This window comes from Microbacterium esteraromaticum (genome assembly GCF_016907315.1).
In the GTDB taxonomy this organism is placed as follows: Bacteria; Actinomycetota; Actinomycetes; order Actinomycetales; family Microbacteriaceae; genus Microbacterium; species Microbacterium esteraromaticum.
In genome coordinates this window covers 990,059-1,008,542 of the sequence record NZ_JAFBBS010000001.1, presented here as the reverse complement: position 1 = coordinate 1,008,542, position 18,484 = coordinate 990,059, and the positions used below count along the sequence as shown (strand labels likewise).

General features: G+C 69.5%; 15 protein-coding genes and 1 tRNA gene. 14 read left to right on the top strand and 2 right to left on the bottom strand.

The window, feature by feature from the left end; all coding sequences use genetic code 11:
* Positions 1 to 16: 16 nt before the first annotated feature.
* The 6 genes from gabT to JOE67_RS04950 all read left to right on the top strand — a co-directional run bounded on the left by gabT (position 17) and on the right by JOE67_RS04950 (position 8,230).
* Positions 17 to 1,375, top strand: a complete 1,359-nt coding sequence (gabT, locus tag JOE67_RS04975; protein ID WP_204974421.1) for a 4-aminobutyrate--2-oxoglutarate transaminase — start codon at positions 17 to 19, stop codon at positions 1,373 to 1,375.
* Positions 1,376 to 1,460: 85 nt separating this feature from the next.
* On the top strand, positions 1,461 to 2,840 hold the full coding sequence (locus JOE67_RS04970) for a flavin monoamine oxidase family protein (RefSeq protein WP_204974420.1): 1,380 nt from the start codon (positions 1,461 to 1,463) through the stop codon (positions 2,838 to 2,840).
* On the top strand, positions 2,837 to 3,730 hold the full coding sequence (locus tag JOE67_RS04965; RefSeq protein ID WP_204974419.1) for a universal stress protein: 894 nt from the start codon (positions 2,837 to 2,839) through the stop codon (positions 3,728 to 3,730). The genes JOE67_RS04970 and JOE67_RS04965 overlap by 4 nt, the downstream gene beginning before the upstream one ends.
* On the top strand, positions 3,730 to 5,295 hold the full coding sequence (locus JOE67_RS04960) for an APC family permease (protein WP_204974418.1): 1,566 nt from the start codon (positions 3,730 to 3,732) through the stop codon (positions 5,293 to 5,295). Before JOE67_RS04965 ends, JOE67_RS04960 begins: the two co-directional genes overlap by 1 nt.
* A gap of 32 nt (positions 5,296 to 5,327) precedes the next feature.
* Positions 5,328 to 6,797 (top strand): NAD-dependent succinate-semialdehyde dehydrogenase, encoded by a 1,470-nt coding sequence (locus tag JOE67_RS04955; protein WP_204974417.1) that lies wholly within the window; start codon positions 5,328 to 5,330, stop codon positions 6,795 to 6,797.
* Between the two features lie 71 nt (positions 6,798 to 6,868).
* Complete coding sequence (locus JOE67_RS04950) at positions 6,869 to 8,230, top strand: NAD-dependent succinate-semialdehyde dehydrogenase (protein WP_204974416.1); 1,362 nt, start codon at positions 6,869 to 6,871, stop codon at positions 8,228 to 8,230.
* A gap of 240 nt (positions 8,231 to 8,470) precedes the next feature.
* Here JOE67_RS04950 and JOE67_RS04945 read toward each other — a convergent pair whose 3' ends face one another.
* Entirely contained in the window at positions 8,471 to 11,260 is a 2,790-nt protein-coding gene (locus tag JOE67_RS04945) for a hypothetical protein (protein ID WP_204974415.1), read from the bottom strand.
* Positions 11,260 to 13,107, bottom strand: a complete 1,848-nt coding sequence (locus JOE67_RS04940; protein ID WP_338041499.1) for an HSP90 family protein — start codon at positions 13,105 to 13,107, stop codon at positions 11,260 to 11,262. The genes JOE67_RS04945 and JOE67_RS04940 overlap by 1 nt, the downstream gene beginning before the upstream one ends.
* Before the next feature lie 227 nt (positions 13,108 to 13,334).
* Between JOE67_RS04940 and JOE67_RS04935 the strand changes: the two genes are divergently transcribed.
* The 8 genes from JOE67_RS04935 to JOE67_RS04900 all read left to right on the top strand — a co-directional run bounded on the left by JOE67_RS04935 (position 13,335) and on the right by JOE67_RS04900 (position 18,483).
* Positions 13,335 to 13,407 (top strand) — tRNA-Trp (locus JOE67_RS04935).
* Between the two features lie 36 nt (positions 13,408 to 13,443).
* Positions 13,444 to 13,713 (top strand): preprotein translocase subunit SecE, encoded by a 270-nt coding sequence (secE, locus tag JOE67_RS04930; protein ID WP_204974413.1) that lies wholly within the window; start codon positions 13,444 to 13,446, stop codon positions 13,711 to 13,713.
* A 57-nt stretch (positions 13,714 to 13,770) separates the two neighbouring features.
* Positions 13,771 to 14,787, top strand: coding sequence for a transcription termination/antitermination protein NusG (nusG, locus tag JOE67_RS04925; protein ID WP_204974412.1), 1,017 nt, complete (start codon positions 13,771 to 13,773; stop codon positions 14,785 to 14,787).
* A gap of 162 nt (positions 14,788 to 14,949) precedes the next feature.
* Positions 14,950 to 15,381, top strand: coding sequence for a 50S ribosomal protein L11 (gene rplK, locus JOE67_RS04920; protein WP_099195392.1), 432 nt, complete (start codon positions 14,950 to 14,952; stop codon positions 15,379 to 15,381).
* An 11-nt stretch (positions 15,382 to 15,392) separates the two neighbouring features.
* A complete protein-coding gene (gene rplA, locus JOE67_RS04915) occupies positions 15,393 to 16,082 on the top strand; it encodes a 50S ribosomal protein L1 (RefSeq protein WP_204974411.1) in 690 nt (229 codons plus the stop codon).
* Between the two features lie 146 nt (positions 16,083 to 16,228).
* Positions 16,229 to 17,041, top strand: a complete 813-nt coding sequence (locus JOE67_RS04910; protein WP_204974410.1) for an amino acid ABC transporter substrate-binding protein — start codon at positions 16,229 to 16,231, stop codon at positions 17,039 to 17,041.
* Between the two features lie 10 nt (positions 17,042 to 17,051).
* Positions 17,052 to 17,714 carry an amino acid ABC transporter permease gene (locus JOE67_RS04905; protein ID WP_204974409.1) on the top strand — a complete coding sequence of 221 codons (663 nt, stop codon included), beginning with the start codon at positions 17,052 to 17,054 and terminating at the stop codon, positions 17,712 to 17,714.
* On the top strand, positions 17,701 to 18,483 hold the full coding sequence (locus tag JOE67_RS04900) for an amino acid ABC transporter ATP-binding protein (RefSeq protein WP_338041498.1): 783 nt from the start codon (positions 17,701 to 17,703) through the stop codon (positions 18,481 to 18,483). The genes JOE67_RS04905 and JOE67_RS04900 overlap by 14 nt, the downstream gene beginning before the upstream one ends.
* Position 18,484: the final 1 nt, after the last annotated feature.

Here is an 18,484-nt window from a genome sequence, read left to right as displayed (position 1 = left end):
GTCGTAACCTCGCCTCATGACCCTCATCGACGAGACCTCCACGATTCCCGCAGGCGGACCCACCCTCGAGCAGGTCCGTCGCATCGTCACAGAGCTGCCCGGCCCGCGCTCCGCCGCGATCCTCGCCCGCAAGGCCGAGGCGGTGGCCGCAGGAGTCGCGCACTCCATGCCCGTCTCCGTCGTCGCCGCCGGCGGCGGCGTCGTCCTCGACGCAGACGGCAACTCGCTCATCGACCTCGGCTCCGGCATCGCCGTGACCAGCGTCGGCAACGCGCACCCGAAGGTCGCCGCTGCCGTCGCCGCGCAGGCCGCGCAGTTCACCCACACCTGCTTCATGGTTTCGCCGTACGAGTCGTACGTCGACGTCGCCGAGGCCCTCAACCGCCTCACCCCCGGCGACTTCGCCAAGAAGACCGCCCTGTTCAACTCGGGCGCCGAGGCCGTCGAGAACGCCATCAAGATCGCCCGCAAGCACACCGGCCGCCAAGCCGTCGTCGCGTTCGACCACGGCTACCACGGCCGCACCAACCTCACCATGGCGCTCACCGCCAAGTCGATGCCCTACAAGGCCGGCTTCGGCCCGTTCGCCCCCGAGGTCTACCGGGTGCCCGGCTCGTACCCGTACCGCGACGGCCTCACCGGCGCCGAGGCGGCCACGCGCGCCATCACGCTCATCGAGAAGCAGATCGGCGCCGACAGCCTGGCAGCCGTCATCATCGAGCCCATCCAGGGCGAGGGCGGCTTCATCGTCCCCGCCGATGGCTTCCTCGACGCCGTCGTGGCCTGGTGCCGCGACAACGGCGTCGTGTTCATCGCCGACGAGGTGCAGACCGGCTTCGCCCGCACCGGCTCGATGTTCGCGAGCGAGATCTTCGGCATCGAGCCCGACCTGATCACCACCGCCAAGGGCATCGCCGCCGGCCTCCCGCTCGCGGGCGTCACCGGGCGTGCCGAGATCATGGACGCCGCTCACGCCGGCGGCCTCGGCGGCACCTACGGCGGCAACCCGATCGCCTGCGCAGCAGCGCTCGCTGCGATCGACGCCTTCGAGAACGACGGCCTCATCGAGCGCGCACAGCAGATCGGCGCACTGCTCACCGAGCGCCTCGGCGCGATCCGCGAGAACGACCCGCGCCTGGGCGACATCCGCGGGCACGGCGCCATGATCGCTGTCGAGTTCGTCGACGCCGAGACCGGCGCCCCTGACGCCGCGCTCACCAGCGCCGTCGCCAAGGCCTGCGTGGCCGAGGGCGTCATCATCCTCACCTGCGGAACGTTCGGCAACGTCATCCGCTTCCTGCCGCCGCTGTCGATCGGCGACGACCTGCTGAACGAGGGCATCGACGTCCTCGCCGCCGCGCTCGAGCGCGCCTGAGACGGCCGGCCGCGATCCTGGTCGGGGGATCAGGGATCGCGGCCGGCACATTCACTTGAACATCTTGCATCGAAGGAGATCACCCATGGCACAGCACGAGATCACTCGCGACGTCGTCATCGTCGGCGCCGGAGCCGCCGGCACCACCGCAGCGAACGAGCTGCGCAAGGCCGGTCTGTCGGTCGTCGTGCTCGAGGCGCGGGACCGCGTCGGCGGGCGTCTGTGGACCGACACCGTCGACGGTGCCATGCTCGAGCTGGGCGGCCAGTGGGTCTCGCCCGATCAGGACGCCCTGAAGGACACGCTCGCCGAACTCGGCCTCGAGACCTACGACCGCTACCGCGACGGCGACAGCGTCTACGTCGGCCCCGACGGCACCCTGCACCGCTTCACCGGCGAGATGTTCCCCGTGTCGGCCGAGACCGAGGCGACGATCGCCGAGATCACCGAGCGTCTCGACGCCATGGTCGCCGAGATCGACCCCGACCGTCCGTGGGAGCACCCGAACGCGGCCGAGTGGGACTCGGTCACCTGGGATGCCTGGCTGCGCCAGCAGACCGACGATGACGAGGCCGTGCGCAACCTGGCGTTCGCCACCGGTTCCGCGATGCTCACCAAGCCGACGCACGCGTTCTCGCTGCTGCAGTCGCTGCTCATGGCGGCATCGGCCGGCTCGTACTCGAACCTCGTCGACGCCGACTTCATCCTCGACAAGCGCGTCGTCGGCGGACTCCAGCAGGTGCCCCTGCTGCTCGCCGAGCGCCTCGGCGACGACGTCATGCTCGGCCAGCCGGTGCGCACCCTCGAGTGGTCGGACGAGGGGGTCGTCGCGCACGCGGACGGCGTCACCGTGCACGCGAAGCACGCGATCCTCGCGCACGCGCCCGTGCTCTACAACCGCATCTCGTTCGTGCCCCCGCTGCCGCGCCGTCAGCACCAGCTGCACCAGCACCTCTCGATGGGCTTCGTCATCAAGGTGCACGCCGTGTACGACCGCCCGTTCTGGCGTGAGCAGGGCCTCAGCGGCACCGCGTTCAGCCCGTACGAGCTCTCGCACGAGGCCTACGACAACACCAACCACGGCGACGAACGAGGCACCCTCGTCGGCTTCGTCAGCGACCAGAACGCCGACGACCTCTTCACGCTGAGCGCCGAGGAGCGCAAGGAGCGCATCCTCGAGTCGCTGTCGCACTACTACGGCCCCGAGGCGAAGAACCCGGTTGTCTACTACGAGAGCGACTGGGGCACCGAGGAGTGGACCCGCGGCGCATACGCGGCGAGCTTCGACATGGGCGGTCTGCACCGCTACGGCGCCGACCTGCGCGCCGCCGTCGGCCCGATCCACTTCGCGTGCAGCGACATGGCAGGCGCCGGCTACCAGCACGTCGACGGCGCGATCCGCATGGGCCGCCTCGCCGCCTCGCAGATCGTCGAGAAGGTCGGCGCCGAGGGCGCCGGCGCATGACCGGTTCGATCGTCGTCGGCTACACGGCGACGGATGCCGGGGCTGACGCCCTGGCGCTCGGCATCCGCCTGGCCCGCAGCATCGACGCGCACCTCGACCTGGTGATCGTCCTGCCGCCTGCTGGCACGCGCAGCGCCTCGGTGGTGCCGCCCGAGCGCGCCTTCGAGGACCACGTGCGCGGCCAGGCCGAGGAGTGGCTGCGCGCCGCCATCGCCGAGGTTCCGTCCGACGTCCGCAGCCTGGGGCACGTCCGCTTCAACGAGTCGTTCGCCGAGGGCATCATCGCCGCCGGCGAGGAGTTCGACGCCCGTCTGCTCGTGGTCGGCGCCGCGAACGGAAGCACGCTCGGGCGTCACCGCCTCGGCTCCGTGGCATCCGAGCTCGTGCACTCGTCACCGATCCCCGTCGCGCTCGCGCCGGCCGGATCGCGTCGCAACGCCGACGCCGATGCGCCGATCCCGCGCGTCACCGCGGCCGTCGGCACCCGTGCGGGGGCCGACGTGCTGCTCGACGCCGCCGTGCGCCTGGCAGCCGCAGCCCGCGGAACCCTCCGTCTCGTGTCGCTCGTGCCGTTCGACGTGCCCGCGGGTCTCGATACCGGGGCGATCAGCCTGGTGCAGAACGCGCACGGCGACGACGTGTTGGCCCAGGTGCGCGCCGCGCTTCCCGATGGCGTCTCGGCCGAGGTCGAGCGCGCCGCCGGGGACAGCGTCGAAGACGCCGTGGCGCACCTGCGCTGGCATCCGGGTGAGGTCGTCCTCGTCGGTTCGAGCCGCCTGGCCCAGCCTCGCCGCCTCTTCCTCGGGTCGACGGCCGCGAAGATGCTGCACGAACTCCCCGTCCCGATGATCGTCGTACCGCGCACTCGCGCTGAAGCAGGAGACAACTGATGTCCAGCATCGACCGGGCAACGACGCCCGAAGCCGGAGTGACGACCGGCATCTCACGCAAGGGCCTCAGCGTGGGCACCGTCGGCGTCCTCGGCGCCCTGGTGATGGGCATCTCGTGCATTGCCCCCGCCTACACCTACACCGCGGGCATCGGCGGCGCCGTCGGCGCCGTCGGCTTCCAGGTGCCGGCGATTCTGCTGCTCGGGTTCATCCCGATGCTGCTCGTCGCGTTCGGCTACCGCGAGCTCAACAAGGCCATGCCCGACTCGGGCACGAGCTTCACCTGGGCCACGCGAGCGTTCGGCCCTTACGTCGGCTGGATGGCCGGCTGGGGCCTGATCGTCGCCACCATCCTGGTGCTCTCCAACCTCGCCGGCATCGCGGTGGACTTCCTCTTCCTCCTGATCGCGCAGATCTCGGGCGACGAGACCATCGCCGGCATCACCCGCAACCCGTTCGTCAACGTCGCGGTGTGCCTGATCTTCGTCGCTCTCGCCGCATGGGTCTCGTACCGCGACGTGTCGACCTCGCAGAAGCTGCAGTACGGCCTCGTGGCGTTCCAGCTCGCCATCCTCGTGCTGTTCTCCGTCATGGCGATCGTCGAGACCGTGCAGGGTGGCGCCTTCGAGGCGAACCTGCCCGAGTTCGCCTGGTTCAACCCCTTCGAGATCCAGGGCGGTCTGTCGATGATCGTCATGGGCCTGTCGGCCTCGGTGTTCATGTTCTGGGGCTGGGATGTCACCCTCACCATGAACGAGGAGGCGAAGGACCCCGAGCGCACGCCCGGCCGCGCCGCCATGCTCACGGTCGTCTCGATCATCGCGATCTACCTGCTGCTCACCGTCAGCAGCCTCATGTACTCCGGCATCGGCGACAAGGGCCTCGGACTCACCAACGAGGACATCGGCGGCAACGTCTTCTTCGCGCTCTCGGGCCCGGTGATGGGCGGCCTCGCCTTCCTGCTCTCGCTCGCCGTGCTGACCTCCTCGGCGTCGTCGCTGCAGTCGACCTTCATCTCACCGGCACGCACCCTGCTGGCGATGGGCCACTACGGTGCCATGCCGCGCAAGTTCGCCGGGGTCAGCCCGCGCTTCTTCACGCCGGGCTATGCGACCATCGCCTCCGCCGTGGTCGCCGGCGGGTTCTACGCCGTCATGCGCTTCCTCAGCGAAGACGCGCTGTGGGACACGATCCTCGCGCTGGGCATGATGATCTGCTTCTACTACGGCATCACCGCGCTCTCGTGCGTCTGGTACTTCCGCCGTCAGTGGTTCGACTCCGGCAAGGACTTCTTCTTCAAGTTCGCCAGCCCCCTCGTCGGCGGCGTCATCCTGCTCGTGCTCTTCGTGATCACGGCGGTCGACAGCCTCGCGCCCGACTACGGATCCATCGCCATCGGCGCCGACGCGAACGGGGAGGGCGGCATCGGCATCGTGTTCTTCATCGGCGTCGGCCTGCTCGTCTTCGGAGCAGTGCTCATGATGGTGCAGCGGATCTTCGCCCCCGCCTTCTTCCGCGGTGAGACGCTGGGTGTGGACGCCCCGCCCAGCACCCGCCGCGGTTGACCGACCCACATACCGACAGAATCGAGACGAACATGACACTCGCATCGAACGAGCAGGAGCTCCTCTCCCGCGTCCCCGGCGGACTCTTCATCGGCGGCCAGTGGACGGATGCCGAAGAGGGGCGCACCTTCGACGTGCGCGACCCCGCCACCAACGAGGTGATCGCGTCGATCGCCGATGCGACGCCGGCTGACGGCATCCGGGCGCTCGACGCCGCCGTCGCCGCGCAGGATGCCTGGGCGGCGACCGCCCCGCGCACCCGCAGCGACATCCTCCGCCGCGCCTTTGACCTCGTGCAGCAGCACAAGGAGGACCTCGCCCTGCTGATGACCCTCGAGATGGGCAAGCCGCTCGCCGAGGCCCGCGGAGAGGTCGTCTACGGCGGCGAGTTCCTTCGCTGGTTCAGCGAGGAGGCCGTGCGCATCAGCGGCCGCTACGGCAGCAACCCCGAGGGCACCGGCCAGATGGTCGTGTCGCAGCGCCCGGTGGGCCCGTCGTTCTTCGTCACCCCGTGGAACTTCCCGTTCGCGATGGCGACCCGCAAGATCGCCCCGGCGCTCGCAGCCGGCTGCACCGTCATCATCAAGCCCCCGGCACTCACGCCCCTCACCACCATCTTCTTCACGAAGCTGCTGGAAGAGGCCGGCCTGCCCGCCGGTGTCGTGAACGTCGTGCAGACCTCGCGCTCCGGCGCGCTGTCCGGCCCGATCATCGCCGACCCTCGTCTGCGCAAGCTGTCGTTCACCGGCTCGACCGAGGTGGGCCGCAAGCTCATCGCCCAGGCGGCCGACGGAATCCTGCGGGTGTCGATGGAGCTGGGCGGCAACGCCCCGTTCGTCGTCTTCGAGGACGCCGACCTCGACAAGGCGGTCGACGGCGCGATGGCCGCGAAGTTCCGCAACATCGGCCAGGCCTGCACCGCGGCCAACCGGTTCATCGTGCACCAGGACGTCGCCGACGAGTTCGCCCGTCGCGTCGCCGAGCGCGTGCAGGCGATGAAGATCGGCCGCGGCACCGAAGACGGCGTGGCCATCGGCCCGCTGATCGACGAGGATGCGGTCGCCAAGGCGCAGGAGCTCGTGGGCGACGCCGTCGACCGCGGCGCTCGCGTGCTCGCCGGCGGCAAGGCCGTCGAGGGCACCGGCACCTTCTACGAGCCGACCGTGCTGACCGATGTGGTCGCCGGCAGCGCGATCCTGCGCGAGGAGATCTTCGGACCGGTGCTCGCCATCGCGACCTTCGCCGACGAGGCAGAGGCCGTGCGCCTGGCGAACGACACCGAGTACGGCCTGGTCTCGTACGTCTTCACCGAGGACCTCGCTCGCGGTCACCGCATGATCGACGCGCTCGAGACGGGCATGATGGGTCTGAACGTGGGCGTCGTCTCGAACGCCGCAGCTCCCTTCGGCGGTGTCAAGCAGTCCGGCATCGGCCGCGAGGGCGGCGCCGAGGGCATCCACGAGTACCTGTCGACCAAGTACACGCTGATCCCCAACAGCTGACCACGATGATGGGCTCCCGAGCGCTGCGAGGGAGCCCATCACAGCATCCGCACTTCACGAGAGGAACCGACATGACCGACTACGCCGTCGTCAATCCCGCCACGGGCGAGACCGTCGCCAGCTACGAGACCGCCACCGACGCACAGATCGAAGATGCCATCGCGCGCGCGGCCTCGGCTGCGAAGACCTGGGGCGCCACGGCTCCCGCCGAGCGCGCCGCGGTCATCCGCCGCATCGCAGAGCTGCACCGTGAGCGCAAGGACGAGCTCGGTGCGATCATCGTGCGCGAGATGGGCAAGCCGATCGCCGCCGCCGTCGGCGAGGTCGAGTTCGCCGCTGACATCATCGAGTACTACGCCGACAACATCGACGTGATCACGGCCGACCAGCCGCTGCAGATCCTCGGTGAGGGCACCGCCGTCGTGCGCCGTGCTCCGCTGGGCGCGCTGCTCGGCATCATGCCGTGGAACTTCCCGGCGTACCAGGTCGCGCGCTTCGCCGCCCCGAACCTCGCGATCGGCAACACGATCATCCTCAAGCACGCCCCGCAGTGCCCCGAGTCGGCCGCAGCGATCGAGGCCATCTACCGCGACGCCGGTCTGCCCGACGGCGCGTACGTCAACGTCTACGCCACCAACGAGCAGGCGGCGACGATCATCGCCGACGCGCGCGTGCACGGCGTCTCGGTGACCGGCTCCGAGCGTGCCGGCGCCGCCGTCGCCGAGGTCGCCGGCCGCAACCTCAAGAAGGTCGCGCTCGAGCTCGGCGGATCCGACCCGTTCATCGTGCTCTCGACCGACGACCTGGATTCGGTCGTGCAGCTCGCCGTCGACGCACGCCTCGACAACAACGGCCAGTCGTGCAACGGCGCGAAGCGCTTCGTCGTCGTCGACGACCTGTACGAGGAGTTCACCTCCAAGTTCACCGCGGCTCTCGCCGCGGTCTCGGCCGAGGACCCGACCGACGAGGACACGGTTCTCGGGCCGCTGTCGTCGCTGGCCGCCGCTGAGCGCCTGCAGGAGCAGGTCGACACGGCCGTCGCCCAGGGTGCGACCGTGCTGACCGGAGGCACCCGCGACGGCGCGTTCTTCGCGCCGACCGTGCTCGCCGACGTGACGCCGGAGATGGACGTCTACCGCGAGGAGCTCTTCGGCCCGGCCGCCGTCGTGTACCGCGTCGCCGACGAGGACGCCGCCGTCGAGCTCGCCAACGATACGACCTTCGGTCTCGGCTCGTACGTCTTCACGACCGATGCCGAGCAGGCAGAACGCGTCGTGAACCGCATCGAGGCGGGCATGGTCTACGTGAACATCGCCCTCGCCGACAGCCCGGAGCTGCCCTTCGGCGGCGTGAAGCGCAGCGGCACCTCGCGCGAGCTGGGTCTGCTGGCCGCCGACGAGTTCGTCAACAAGAAGCTGATCCGCAAGGCCTGATCGGCTGTCCCAGAACAGGCCGGATGCCTCGCATCCGGCCTGTTCTCGTATCCGCTTGCTCTCGGGCATCCGGATGCCCGGTTCGAGCCGTCCTGAGCATCCGACCCGCTCATTGAGAACAGGAGAACACGCCAGGACAGGAGATTCCGGCGGGATCCATCCTGTTCTCGCGTGTTCTCCTGTGCTGGGTGAGCCGGATGCCGGATCCCGAGCCGGATGCCGAGCCGGACCGCCCGGAGCTCAGCCCAGCAGCCCGCGCACCTCCGCAGCGTCGCTCGCGCGGCCGAGCTTCTCGAGCACGTCGCCGAGCTCGAGGGCCGCGACCTGCCTGAGCGGCGGGATCTCCGCCGAGCGGTCGAGCACGCTGCGGTACAGGGGAACGGCGTCATCGAGCCTGTCGATGCCGGTCAGCGTGCGCGCGGCGAACAGTTCCGAGCCGCCCGCCGATGCGGCATCCCCGATCGCGGCGAAGCCGTCCGCCGCGGTCAGCAGCGCCGAGATCGCCTCGTCGATGCGGTCGAACTCGATCAGCGCGCGCCCGCGCGAGTCGGTCACGTCGGCGACCAGCCATTCGGCCTCGTGCTCGACGGCGAGTGCGCGCACCTCGTCGAACAGGGCGAAGGCCCGCTCGTCACGAGCGCCGCCGTAAGCCTGACCGAGATTGTGCAGCACCTCGACGATCGCGCCGACCGCCCCGGTGGGGCGCACGAGCTCGGCGGCCTGCTCGAGCAGCTCCTGCGCGTCGGACTGCTCGCCGAACCGCGCCAGGATCTTGGCCTGCTCGGTGAGCACCATCGCCTGCTCTGCGGGCTCGTCGGCCTCGGCGTGCAGCTCCGCCGCATAGCCGTAGGCGCCCATGGCCTGCCCGTACTCCTCTGCAGCCACCAGGGCGCGCGCCAGCACGCTTGCCGTCATGGCCCGTGACGCGGCCGATGCCCCGTTCTGCTCTTCGCGCTGAAGAACGTCGCCGAGCAGCTCGACGGCCTCGCCGGCATGCCCGGCTGACAGCATCGCCCTGCCGAGCCGGAACTGCGCACCGGTGACGTCGACGTCGCGCTCCTGCATCAGCCGCACCCCGGCGCGGTAGCGGGACAGGGCCTGGTCGGGGTGTCCGGCGTCTTCCCACAGCGCTCCCGCGAGCATCTGCGTCTCGGCCAGCGCGACCGGTGCCGCCAGCCGGGTCAGGATGCCGGCGGCGGCGTCGGCGTCGGCCGCGCCGTCCTCGAGACGTCCGGCCCCGCCGTGCAGTCGCGCGCGCAGCTCGAGAAGCCGGGCCCGCTGGCCGGCGTTCAGGTCATCGTCGGCGAGCAGCGACGCCAGCAGCTCATGGGCCTGGTCGATCTCGCCCATCGCCACGTGCGCCATCGCGCGCAGCATGGCGCTGGCGGCGACGAGCCGGGGGTCGTCCGCCTCGGCGAAGCACGCGGCGGCGTGCTCGGTGAGCTCTGCGGCGCCGGCGGGATCGTCGCCGCGCAGACGCAGGGCGGCCAGAGTCAGGGCGACGTCGCCGCGCGACCAGGCCGGCAGCTGAGCGGCATCGGCCCATTCCTGCTCGAGCCCCGCATGATCGCCCACCGCGCTGCGTCCGTACAGAGCGAGCCCTCGCCGCGCCTCGAGGTCGGCCTGCTCGGGGCGCCCTGCCTCGCGCAGCGCCTCGCCGCGCACCGGCAGCAGCGCCTCGGCGGCGTCCCAGTCCTCCAGCGACGCGTGAGCGCCGATGCGCAGTCCGAGCAGCCGTGCGCGCCGATCGGCGTCGGGCAGCTCACCGACACGGGCCGCGGCGGCCAGGGCGTCGCGCTCCGACCCATAGCTCGCCAGTGCGACAGCCCGATCGAACCAGCCGTCGGCATCCGGCGGTTCGGGAGCCGGCGTCTCGACGGCGAAGCCATCGGAGCGGATCGGCACCTCCCAGCGCTCGTTCGCGAGTGCCTGCACGCGCGCACGCCGCTGCGCGTGCCAGTCCGAGCCGTCACGCGCGTCGAACTCGGCGCCGATCCGGTCGGCGGCCTCGCCTGCCGCTGCGGCGAGGGCGGATGCCGTCCACGCGCCGTCCCGTGCGCCGAAGAACGCCTCGAGGTCCGCGGAGCCGGCGCCGCGGACTGCGGCGTCGCCGTGGCCGACGGCGTCGATCCGATCGAGTGCGAAGGCGATCGCCGTGAGCATCGCGAAGTGGCCGTCGACGTTCAGCGGGTCGTGCGCGAGCCAGGGCAGGTGCCGCTCGACCATCGACAGCGCCCTCGCCTCGTTGCCGGTCACGGCGGCGAACACGATGCTGTTCGCGATGATGCCGAGGTTGTCGGGGTTGTCCTTCGCGAGCCGGTAGCTGCGCAGGTGCGCCGCGCGCGCGTCGTCGAGTCGCCCCGTGCGCAGGTACGGCAGCAGCACACGCGAGAGCGCGTGCTCCGGCTCCTCGCCGCACGAGAAGCCGCCCTCGATCATCTCCTCCACCAGGTGGATCGCCTGCTCGTCGCGGTCGGTGGCAGCGAAGAACCCGGCCGCCTGACTGCGTCCGCACGCGTCGCAGTGGCTGTAGTCGTCTCGCGGAGTGGTCTCGAGCTGTCCGCGCAGGGCTTCGGCCTCGTCGATGCGGCCCGAGGCCCAGGCATCCTCGAACCGGGCGGTGAGCACTCCGCTCAGACCGAGACCGGCGCGACGGTAGTGCGCCTCCATGTCGTCGAGCACGGCCGCGATCTGCTCGCTCGAGAACGCGGGCGACGCCCGCAGCGTCGACGCCATCCACTTGAACTGCCACATCAGGTCGGCGGCGCCGTTGTCGATGTCGAGCGGGAAGCGCTGCGGATCGGCGTCGTGGCGCGCGAGGCACCAGGCGAACGAGTTCAGCATGACGTCGGTCAGCCCGCCCATGTTCGCCGACGCGGTCTGGCGCATGCGGGCCTGGTACTCCAGCTGCTCGTCGCCGAGCTCCTGCGCGAGGGCGACGGCCTCGGCGGTGAGCGCCTGCTCATGCGGGCCCCAGGGGGTGGCGTCGATCTCGTCGAGCAGCTGCTGGAAACGGCTCCGGTCGGTCATCAATGCTCCTCGGGGCGGGAATCGGGCCGGTCAGGGGCGGCGGAGTCGGGGGAGTCGAGCAGATCGTGCCCGGCGAAGGGGAAGTCGTCGCGCACACCCGCCGACAGCGCGACGAGATCGGTCAGCGCCGTCGTCATCAGGCCGCGGTCGGCATCGGTGAGCGGATGGTGGCCGGCGAGCAGAGCCTGGATGTACAGCAGCTGCACCGTGCGCGAGAACACAGCGTCGTCGTCGACGGTCGAGAGCGTGCGCACCACGCGATTCGACCAGTTCAGGCACAGTCGCGCCCGCAGGTCATCGTCGCCCGCGCTGCCGATCGTGTCGTCGACCTTCGACAGCACGCCGCCCCACAGCCCACCCGTGATCCCCTTGGTGCGCCCGCGGTCGATCGCGCGCAGCACGCGCGGGTCGGCGACGTACAGTCCGGTGAGATCCGCTCGGGCGATCGTGCGCACGATCACGCCGCACCCGGATGCCGCGAGCACCTCGCCTGCGCGAGCCTCGAGCGTGATCGCGGCAGCGCGGTCGTCGAGCGGAGGCGGGTCGAGCCGGTCGAGCTCGCCTGCGACGTCGATCTGCTCGACCGTGACGTCGGGATACAGCGCAGGCAGGTCGGCGATGAGATCGGCGTCGTACAGGTAGCCGCCGTTCACGAGCACCTCGGTGGCGGGGATGATCCCGGCCACCTGCCGGAATTCGTCGACGGTGCGGGCGTAGCGGATGTGCCGGTGACGCTCGACGAGATCGCCGATCCGGATGCTGCCGTGCGTCGTCTCCACCGTGAGCCAGCGCGTGATGAAGCGGGAGAGCTCCTCGTCGTGCCGCACGAGCGACTTGAGGCCCAGCTCGTGCACGGCGACGAACTGGGTGAGCAGATGCGGGGCGGTGAGTCCGAGCTCGAGCACCCAGCGGCGGATGCCTGCGCCGAGCTGCTCGCGCACGTGCTCGAGAGCCGTGTCGTCCACGAGCGATTCGCGGCTGGCGGTGGGGGAGAGGCCGGTGCTGTCGACCACCGCCCGAACGAAGAAAGCCCAGTCGGGCAGCACCTCTGTCGAGCGCTCGGCGAGCAGCATCCGGCCCAGGTAGGTGCGCGTCGCCTGGCGCAGGTTAGGGGGTGGGGCGAACGGCAGCACGTAGGCGAGCCCTCGTGTGCCGGTGGCGGGCTCGGAGATCTCGATGACGTCCATCGGGGTCGCGCCGATGAGGTCGCGGCCGTAGGCGAGGGCCGCATCTGCATCCCCCTCGCCGAGGAACGGCGCGGGACGGGTGATGTCGACGTCGCCGCCCGGCATGCTCACGGTGACCCGCACCGGCAGGAACTCGCCGAAGTCCTGCGCGAGCTGCCTGACCGCCGCCGGTCGCAGCAGGTCGGCGTGCTCGAAGCGGGGGGTCAGATGCACGCTGGTGCCGATCGGCAGCTCGTCGGCGGGCTCGGCCACCTGGAAGGTGCCGTCCGAGCTGCCCGTCCACTCCACTCCGGCGCCGCCGCGGGCGCTGCGCGAGCGGATGACGATGCGATCCGAGACCATGAAGCAGCTCAGCAGTCCGATGCCGAACTGGCCGAGGTAGTCGCTGCGGGGCAGATCGAAGATGTCGCGCTTCGAGCTGCGGCCGACGGTCGCGAGCAGGTCTGCGACCTCGTCGGCGGTCAGTCCGACGCCGTCGTCGCGCAGCACGAACTCGCCGTCGTCGGTGAGGGGCGTGATCCGGATGCCCGTGCCGCCGCCGTCCACCTCGGAGCGGGCGGCGATGGCATCGCGTGCGTTCTGCAGCAGCTCACGGAGGTAGACGCGAGGGCCGGAGTAGATGTGCCTGCTCAGCAGGTCGACGACTCCACGAAGGTCCACCTGGAACTGCTGCACATCCGCGCCCACTGCGCCCCTCTCGACACTGCTCCGATCCGGTGAGGACCGGCATGCTCCAGTCTGCCCGAATCGGCGCGACTCACGCGGGCGTCGGTGCCGGTTCGGCCGACGGTTCCGGATGCCGTACACTTGAGGGGCAGTTGTCTGCATCCTTCACCGTGCCCCAGGGCGCGGCGGCGGGAGGCGGACCCAGAGGCCATCCGGTCTCTAGGGCGGTAGCTCAATTGGCAGAGCAGCGGTCTCCAAAACCGCAGGTTGCAGGTTCGATTCCTGTCCGCCCTGCGCGTCAGCGCATGCTGACTCACGAAAGGTACGTGCATGGACCAGGACGACGTTCGCGGCGACATCGCCGCCTCGGGCACCTACGCCCTGCGCGACAGCAAGCTCGGCTTCTTCGGACGCATCGCCCTGTTCTTCCGCCAGGTGATCAGCGAACTGCGCAAGGTCGTCACGCCGACCCGCAAGGAACTCGCCAAGTTCACCACCGTGGTGTTCGTCTTCGTGCTGATCGTCATGGGTCTCGTCTACGGACTCGACTGGCTCTTCGGAACCGGAGCGCACTACGTCTTCGGAGTCCCGCTGAGCTGATGCACCCACTTCGATGGTCCGCCAGGCGGGCCGTCGCAGCGATTGGAAAGAAGCAAAGTGTCTGACAAGTATTCCGACGACGCCGACTGGGCGACCGCTGCAGAGCAGTCCAGCGAAGAGGACGAAGCCCAGGAGGGCAACGTGCTCGCCGAGCAGGAGCAGTCGTCCTCGGCAGCCGAGCACAACGCTCTGCACATCGAGGGCGACGGTGAGATCGACGTCGACTACGACGACACCGATGACATCGAAATCGAAGACCCGGAGGCGGACGCGATCGTGAACGACGCTCTGAACCTGGACGAAGCGGCTGAGACTGAAGCAGCCGCCGAGGTCCTCAACGACGCAGTGGCGGAGGAGTCCGCCGAGGCCGAGGCGGCCGCGGCCGACGAGGTCACCCCGTACGACGGTCCGGAGGTCGGCGGCGAGTCCGACGACGAGACCGAGGCCGAGGAGGACCCGTACGAGGCGTTCCGCGCCGACCTGCGCATGCTTCCCGGCAAGTGGTACGTCATCCACTCCTACGCCGGCTTCGAGCGCAAGGTGAAGGCCAACATCGAGCAGCGCAAGTCGACGCTCGAGGTCGAGGACGACATCTATCAGATCGAGGTCCCGATGGAGGACGTCGTCGAGATCAAGAACGGCCAGCGCAAGATGGTCAACCGCGTGCGCATCCCCGGCTATGTGCTGGTGCGCATGGAGCTCAACGAGGACACCTGGTCCGTCGTGCGTCACACGCCCGGCGTCACCGGCTTCGTGGGCAACGCCCACAACCCGACCCCGCTGCGCTTCGAAGAGGCCTTCAACATGCTGAAGTCGCTCGTCGAGGTCAAGGACGTCCCCACCGCGAAGTCGATCGCGGCCAAGGGCGGCGTCGCCGTGGCTCGTCCGATGGCGGCCGAGGTCGACTTCGAGGTCGGCGAGACCATCACGATCAAGGAGGGCTCGTTCGCGGGTCTGCCTGGAACGATCAGCGAGATCAACGCCGCCAGCGGCAAGCTCACCGTGCTCGTCTCGCTCTTCGAGCGCGAGACCCCGGTCGAGCTGTCGTTCGAGCAGGTCACCAAGATGATCTGACGCCCCGCGTCATGAGAACGCCCCGCCGGCTCCGTCCGGCGGGGCGTTCTGCATGCGGTAGACTGTTGTGGTTTGTGCGCGAGCACAGACAGCACCGCGCCCCGGAGACGCCGGGGATGCGGGAGAGGGATGCCTCGGCATCCGCTCGATGAAAGGAGAATCATGGCACCCAAGAAGAAGGTGACCGGCCTGATCAAGCTTCAGATCAACGCCGGTGCAGCCAACCCGGCGCCGCCGATCGGCCCGGCGCTCGGTCAGCACGGCGTGAACATCATGGAGTTCTGCAAGGCGTACAACGCCGCGACCGAGTCGCAGCGCGGCAACGTCATCCCCGTGGAGATCACCGTCTACGAGGACCGCAGCTTCACGTTCGTCCTGAAGACCCCGCCGGCCGCCGAGCTGATCAAGAAGGCCGCAGGCGTCGCGAAGGCTTCGGCCACCCCGCACACCGTCAAGGTCGGCAAGATCACCAAGGACCAGGTCCGTCAGATCGCCGAGACCAAGCAGGCTGACCTGAACGCGAACGACATCGACGCCGCATCGAAGATCATCGAGGGCACTGCGCGCTCGATGGGCATCACGGTCGAGGGCTGAGGGAGATAACAATGGCTACCAAGTCCAAGGCATACCAGGCTGCCCTCGCCAAGATCGAGGCAGACCGTTTCTACACCCCGACCGAGGCCGTCGCCCTCGCGAAGGAGACCGGCTCGTCGAAGTTCGACTCGACCGTCGAGGTCGCGCTCAAGCTCTCGGTCGACCCCCGCAAGGCAGACCAGATGGTGCGCGGCACCGTCATGCTGCCCCACGGCACCGGCAAGACCGCTCGCGTCATCGTGTTCGCGAACGGCGCTGCCGCTGAGGCCGCCATCGCCGCCGGTGCAGACGAGGTCGGTGGCACCGAGCTCATCGAGAAGGTCGCCGCAGGCTGGACCGACTTCGACGCAGCCGTCTCGACCCCTGAGCTCATGGGCCAGGTCGGTCGTCTGGGTAAGGTGCTCGGCCCCCGTGGCCTCATGCCCAACCCCAAGACCGGCACCGTGACCCCCAACCCGGCCAAGGCCGTCGAGGAGATCAAGGGCGGAAAGATCGAGTTCCGCGTCGACAAGCACGCCAACGTGCACTTCATCGTCGGCAAGGCCTCGTTCACGGCTGAGCAGCTCGACGAGAACATCGGCGCAGCGCTCGAGGAGATCGTCCGCCTCAAGCCGTCGAGCTCGAAGGGCCGTTACATCCAGAAGGGCGCCGTGTCGACCACGTTCGGCCCCGGCATCCCGCTGGACGTCAACTCCATCTGAGTCCGAGTGACCGCAGAACGCCCCCGCCGGTTCGCCGGCGGGGGCGTTCTGCATGTCATACGGCGTCACGCACGCCCTTTGCCCAGGTGAGCGCGCATAGTGTGAGATCACCGCGTCACCGCACCGCACACCCCAGGAGGGTACTCATGTCCCGTCGTCTCATCGCCGCCACCGCACTGGTCATCGCAGCCGCAGCGCTCACCGCCTGCAGCGGCTCGACGGCACCCGCCTCCAGCGGCTCGGCGGAGTCCGGCGCCGAGCTCGGGCTGGTCAAGGACGGCACCCTCACCGTGGCGACGGAGGGCACGTACCGTCCGTTCAGCTTCCACGGCGACGGCGGCACCGGTGCGCTGACCGGATACGACGTCGAGATCATCCAGGCTGTGGCCGACAAGCTCGACCTGAAGGTGGAGTTCCAGGAGACGCAGTGGGATGCGATCTTCGCCGGCCTCGACGCGGGACGCTTCGACGTCATCGCGAACCAGGTCACCATCAATGACGAGCGCGAAGAGAAGTATCTCTTCAGCGAGCCGTACACGGTCTCGCCCGGCGTGATCGTCGTGAAGGACGATGACGACTCGATCAGCTCGTTCGACGACCTCGAGGGCAAGACCGCAGCGCAGTCGCTGACGAGCAACTGGAACGAGCTCGCGAAGGAATCGGGCGCGAAGATCGAGGCTGTCGAGGGCTGGGCGCAGGCCGTGGCGCTGCTGCGTCAGGGGCGTGTCGATGCCACCATCAACGACAAGCTCACCTTCCTCGACTACGAGACCACCGACGGTCCCACGGGCCTGAAGATCGCCGCCGAGACCGACGAGGCAGGCGAGCAGGCGTTCACGTTCACCAAGGACAAGAACGCCCTCGTGAAGGCCGTCGACGGCGCGCTCGACGAGCTGCGGGCCGACGGCACGCTCGCGGAGATCAGCGAGAAGTACTTCGGCGAGGACGTCACCGAGTAAGCTCGCGTCGATGGATGCCTGGCAGCTCTTCCTGAACTCACTGGGCCCGATCGCACTCGCAGGTCTCACGGCCACGGTGCCGCTCGCGCTGGTCTCGTTCGCGTTCGGACTGCTCATCGCCATCGGGATCGCGCTGATGCGCATCTCGGTGAACCCGGTGCTGTCGAATCTGGCGCGGTTCTACATCTCGGTGATCCGCGGCACGCCGCTGCTCGTTCAGCTGTTCGTCATCTTCTACGGGATGCCGTCGATCGGCGTCACGATCGACTCGTGGCCCAGCGCGATCATCGCCCTGTCGCTGAACGTCGGCGGCTACGGCGCCGAGGTCGTGCGGGCCGCGATCCTGTCGGTGCCGAAGGGGCAGTGGGAGGCCGCGTACACGGTCGGCATGAATCGCACGCGCACCCTGACCAGGGTCGTGCTCCCGCAGGCTGCTCGGGTCTCGGTGCCGCCGCTGTCGAACACCTTCATCTCCCTGGTGAAGGACACGTCGCTCACCTCGCTGATCCTCGTGACCGACCTGTTCAAGGTCAGCCAGCAGATCGCGTCGACCACGTACGAGTTCATGGTGCTGTATCTGGCGGCGGCGCTCGTCTACTGGGTCTTCTGCCTGGTGCTGTCGTTCGGGCAGAGCGCCGTCGAGAGGAGGCTCGATCAACGTGTCGCGCACTGATTCGTCTCCGCCGCTGCTGACGGCGAGCGGGCTGCACAAGCGCTTCGGCGACAACGAGGTGCTGCGGGGGATCGATCTGACCCTGCACCGTGGCGAGGTGGTCGTGCTCATCGGGCCGAGCGGCTCGGGCAAGACCACGGTGCTGAGATCGCTGAACGGCCTCGAGACGCCGGATGCCGGATCGATCGTCGTCGACGGCGGGCCCGAGATCGACTTCGCCGAGCGGGTGACGCCGCGGCAGCGCCTGGCGCTGCGCGATCGCTCGGCTATGGTCTTCCAGCATCACAACCTGTTCCCGCATTTCACGGTGCTCGAGAACGTGATCGAGGGGCCGTGGCGCGTGCAGGGGCGGCCCAAGGCCGAGGTGGTCGCCGAGGCCCGCGGGCTGCTCGAGAGGGTCGGCCTGGGTGACCGGGCCGACGCCCGACCGCACGAGCTCTCGGGCGGTCAGCAGCAGCGGGTCGGCATCGTGCGCGCGCTGGCCCTGCGCCCCGATCTGCTGCTCTTCGACGAGCCCACGAGCGCCCTCGATCCCGAACTCGTGGGCGAGGTGCTGCTGGTGATCAAGGAGCTCGCGGATGAGGGCTGGAGCATGGTCGTCGTGACGCATGAGCTCAGCTTCGCCAGGGAGGCGGCCGACCACGTGCTGTTCATGGATGCCGGCGTGGTGGTCGAGGAGGGGCATCCGTCGCAGATCTTCGGCGCGCCCCGCGAGGAGCGCACGCAGCGGTTCCTCACCCGCATCCTGCGCCCGCTCGACGGGGCCTGAG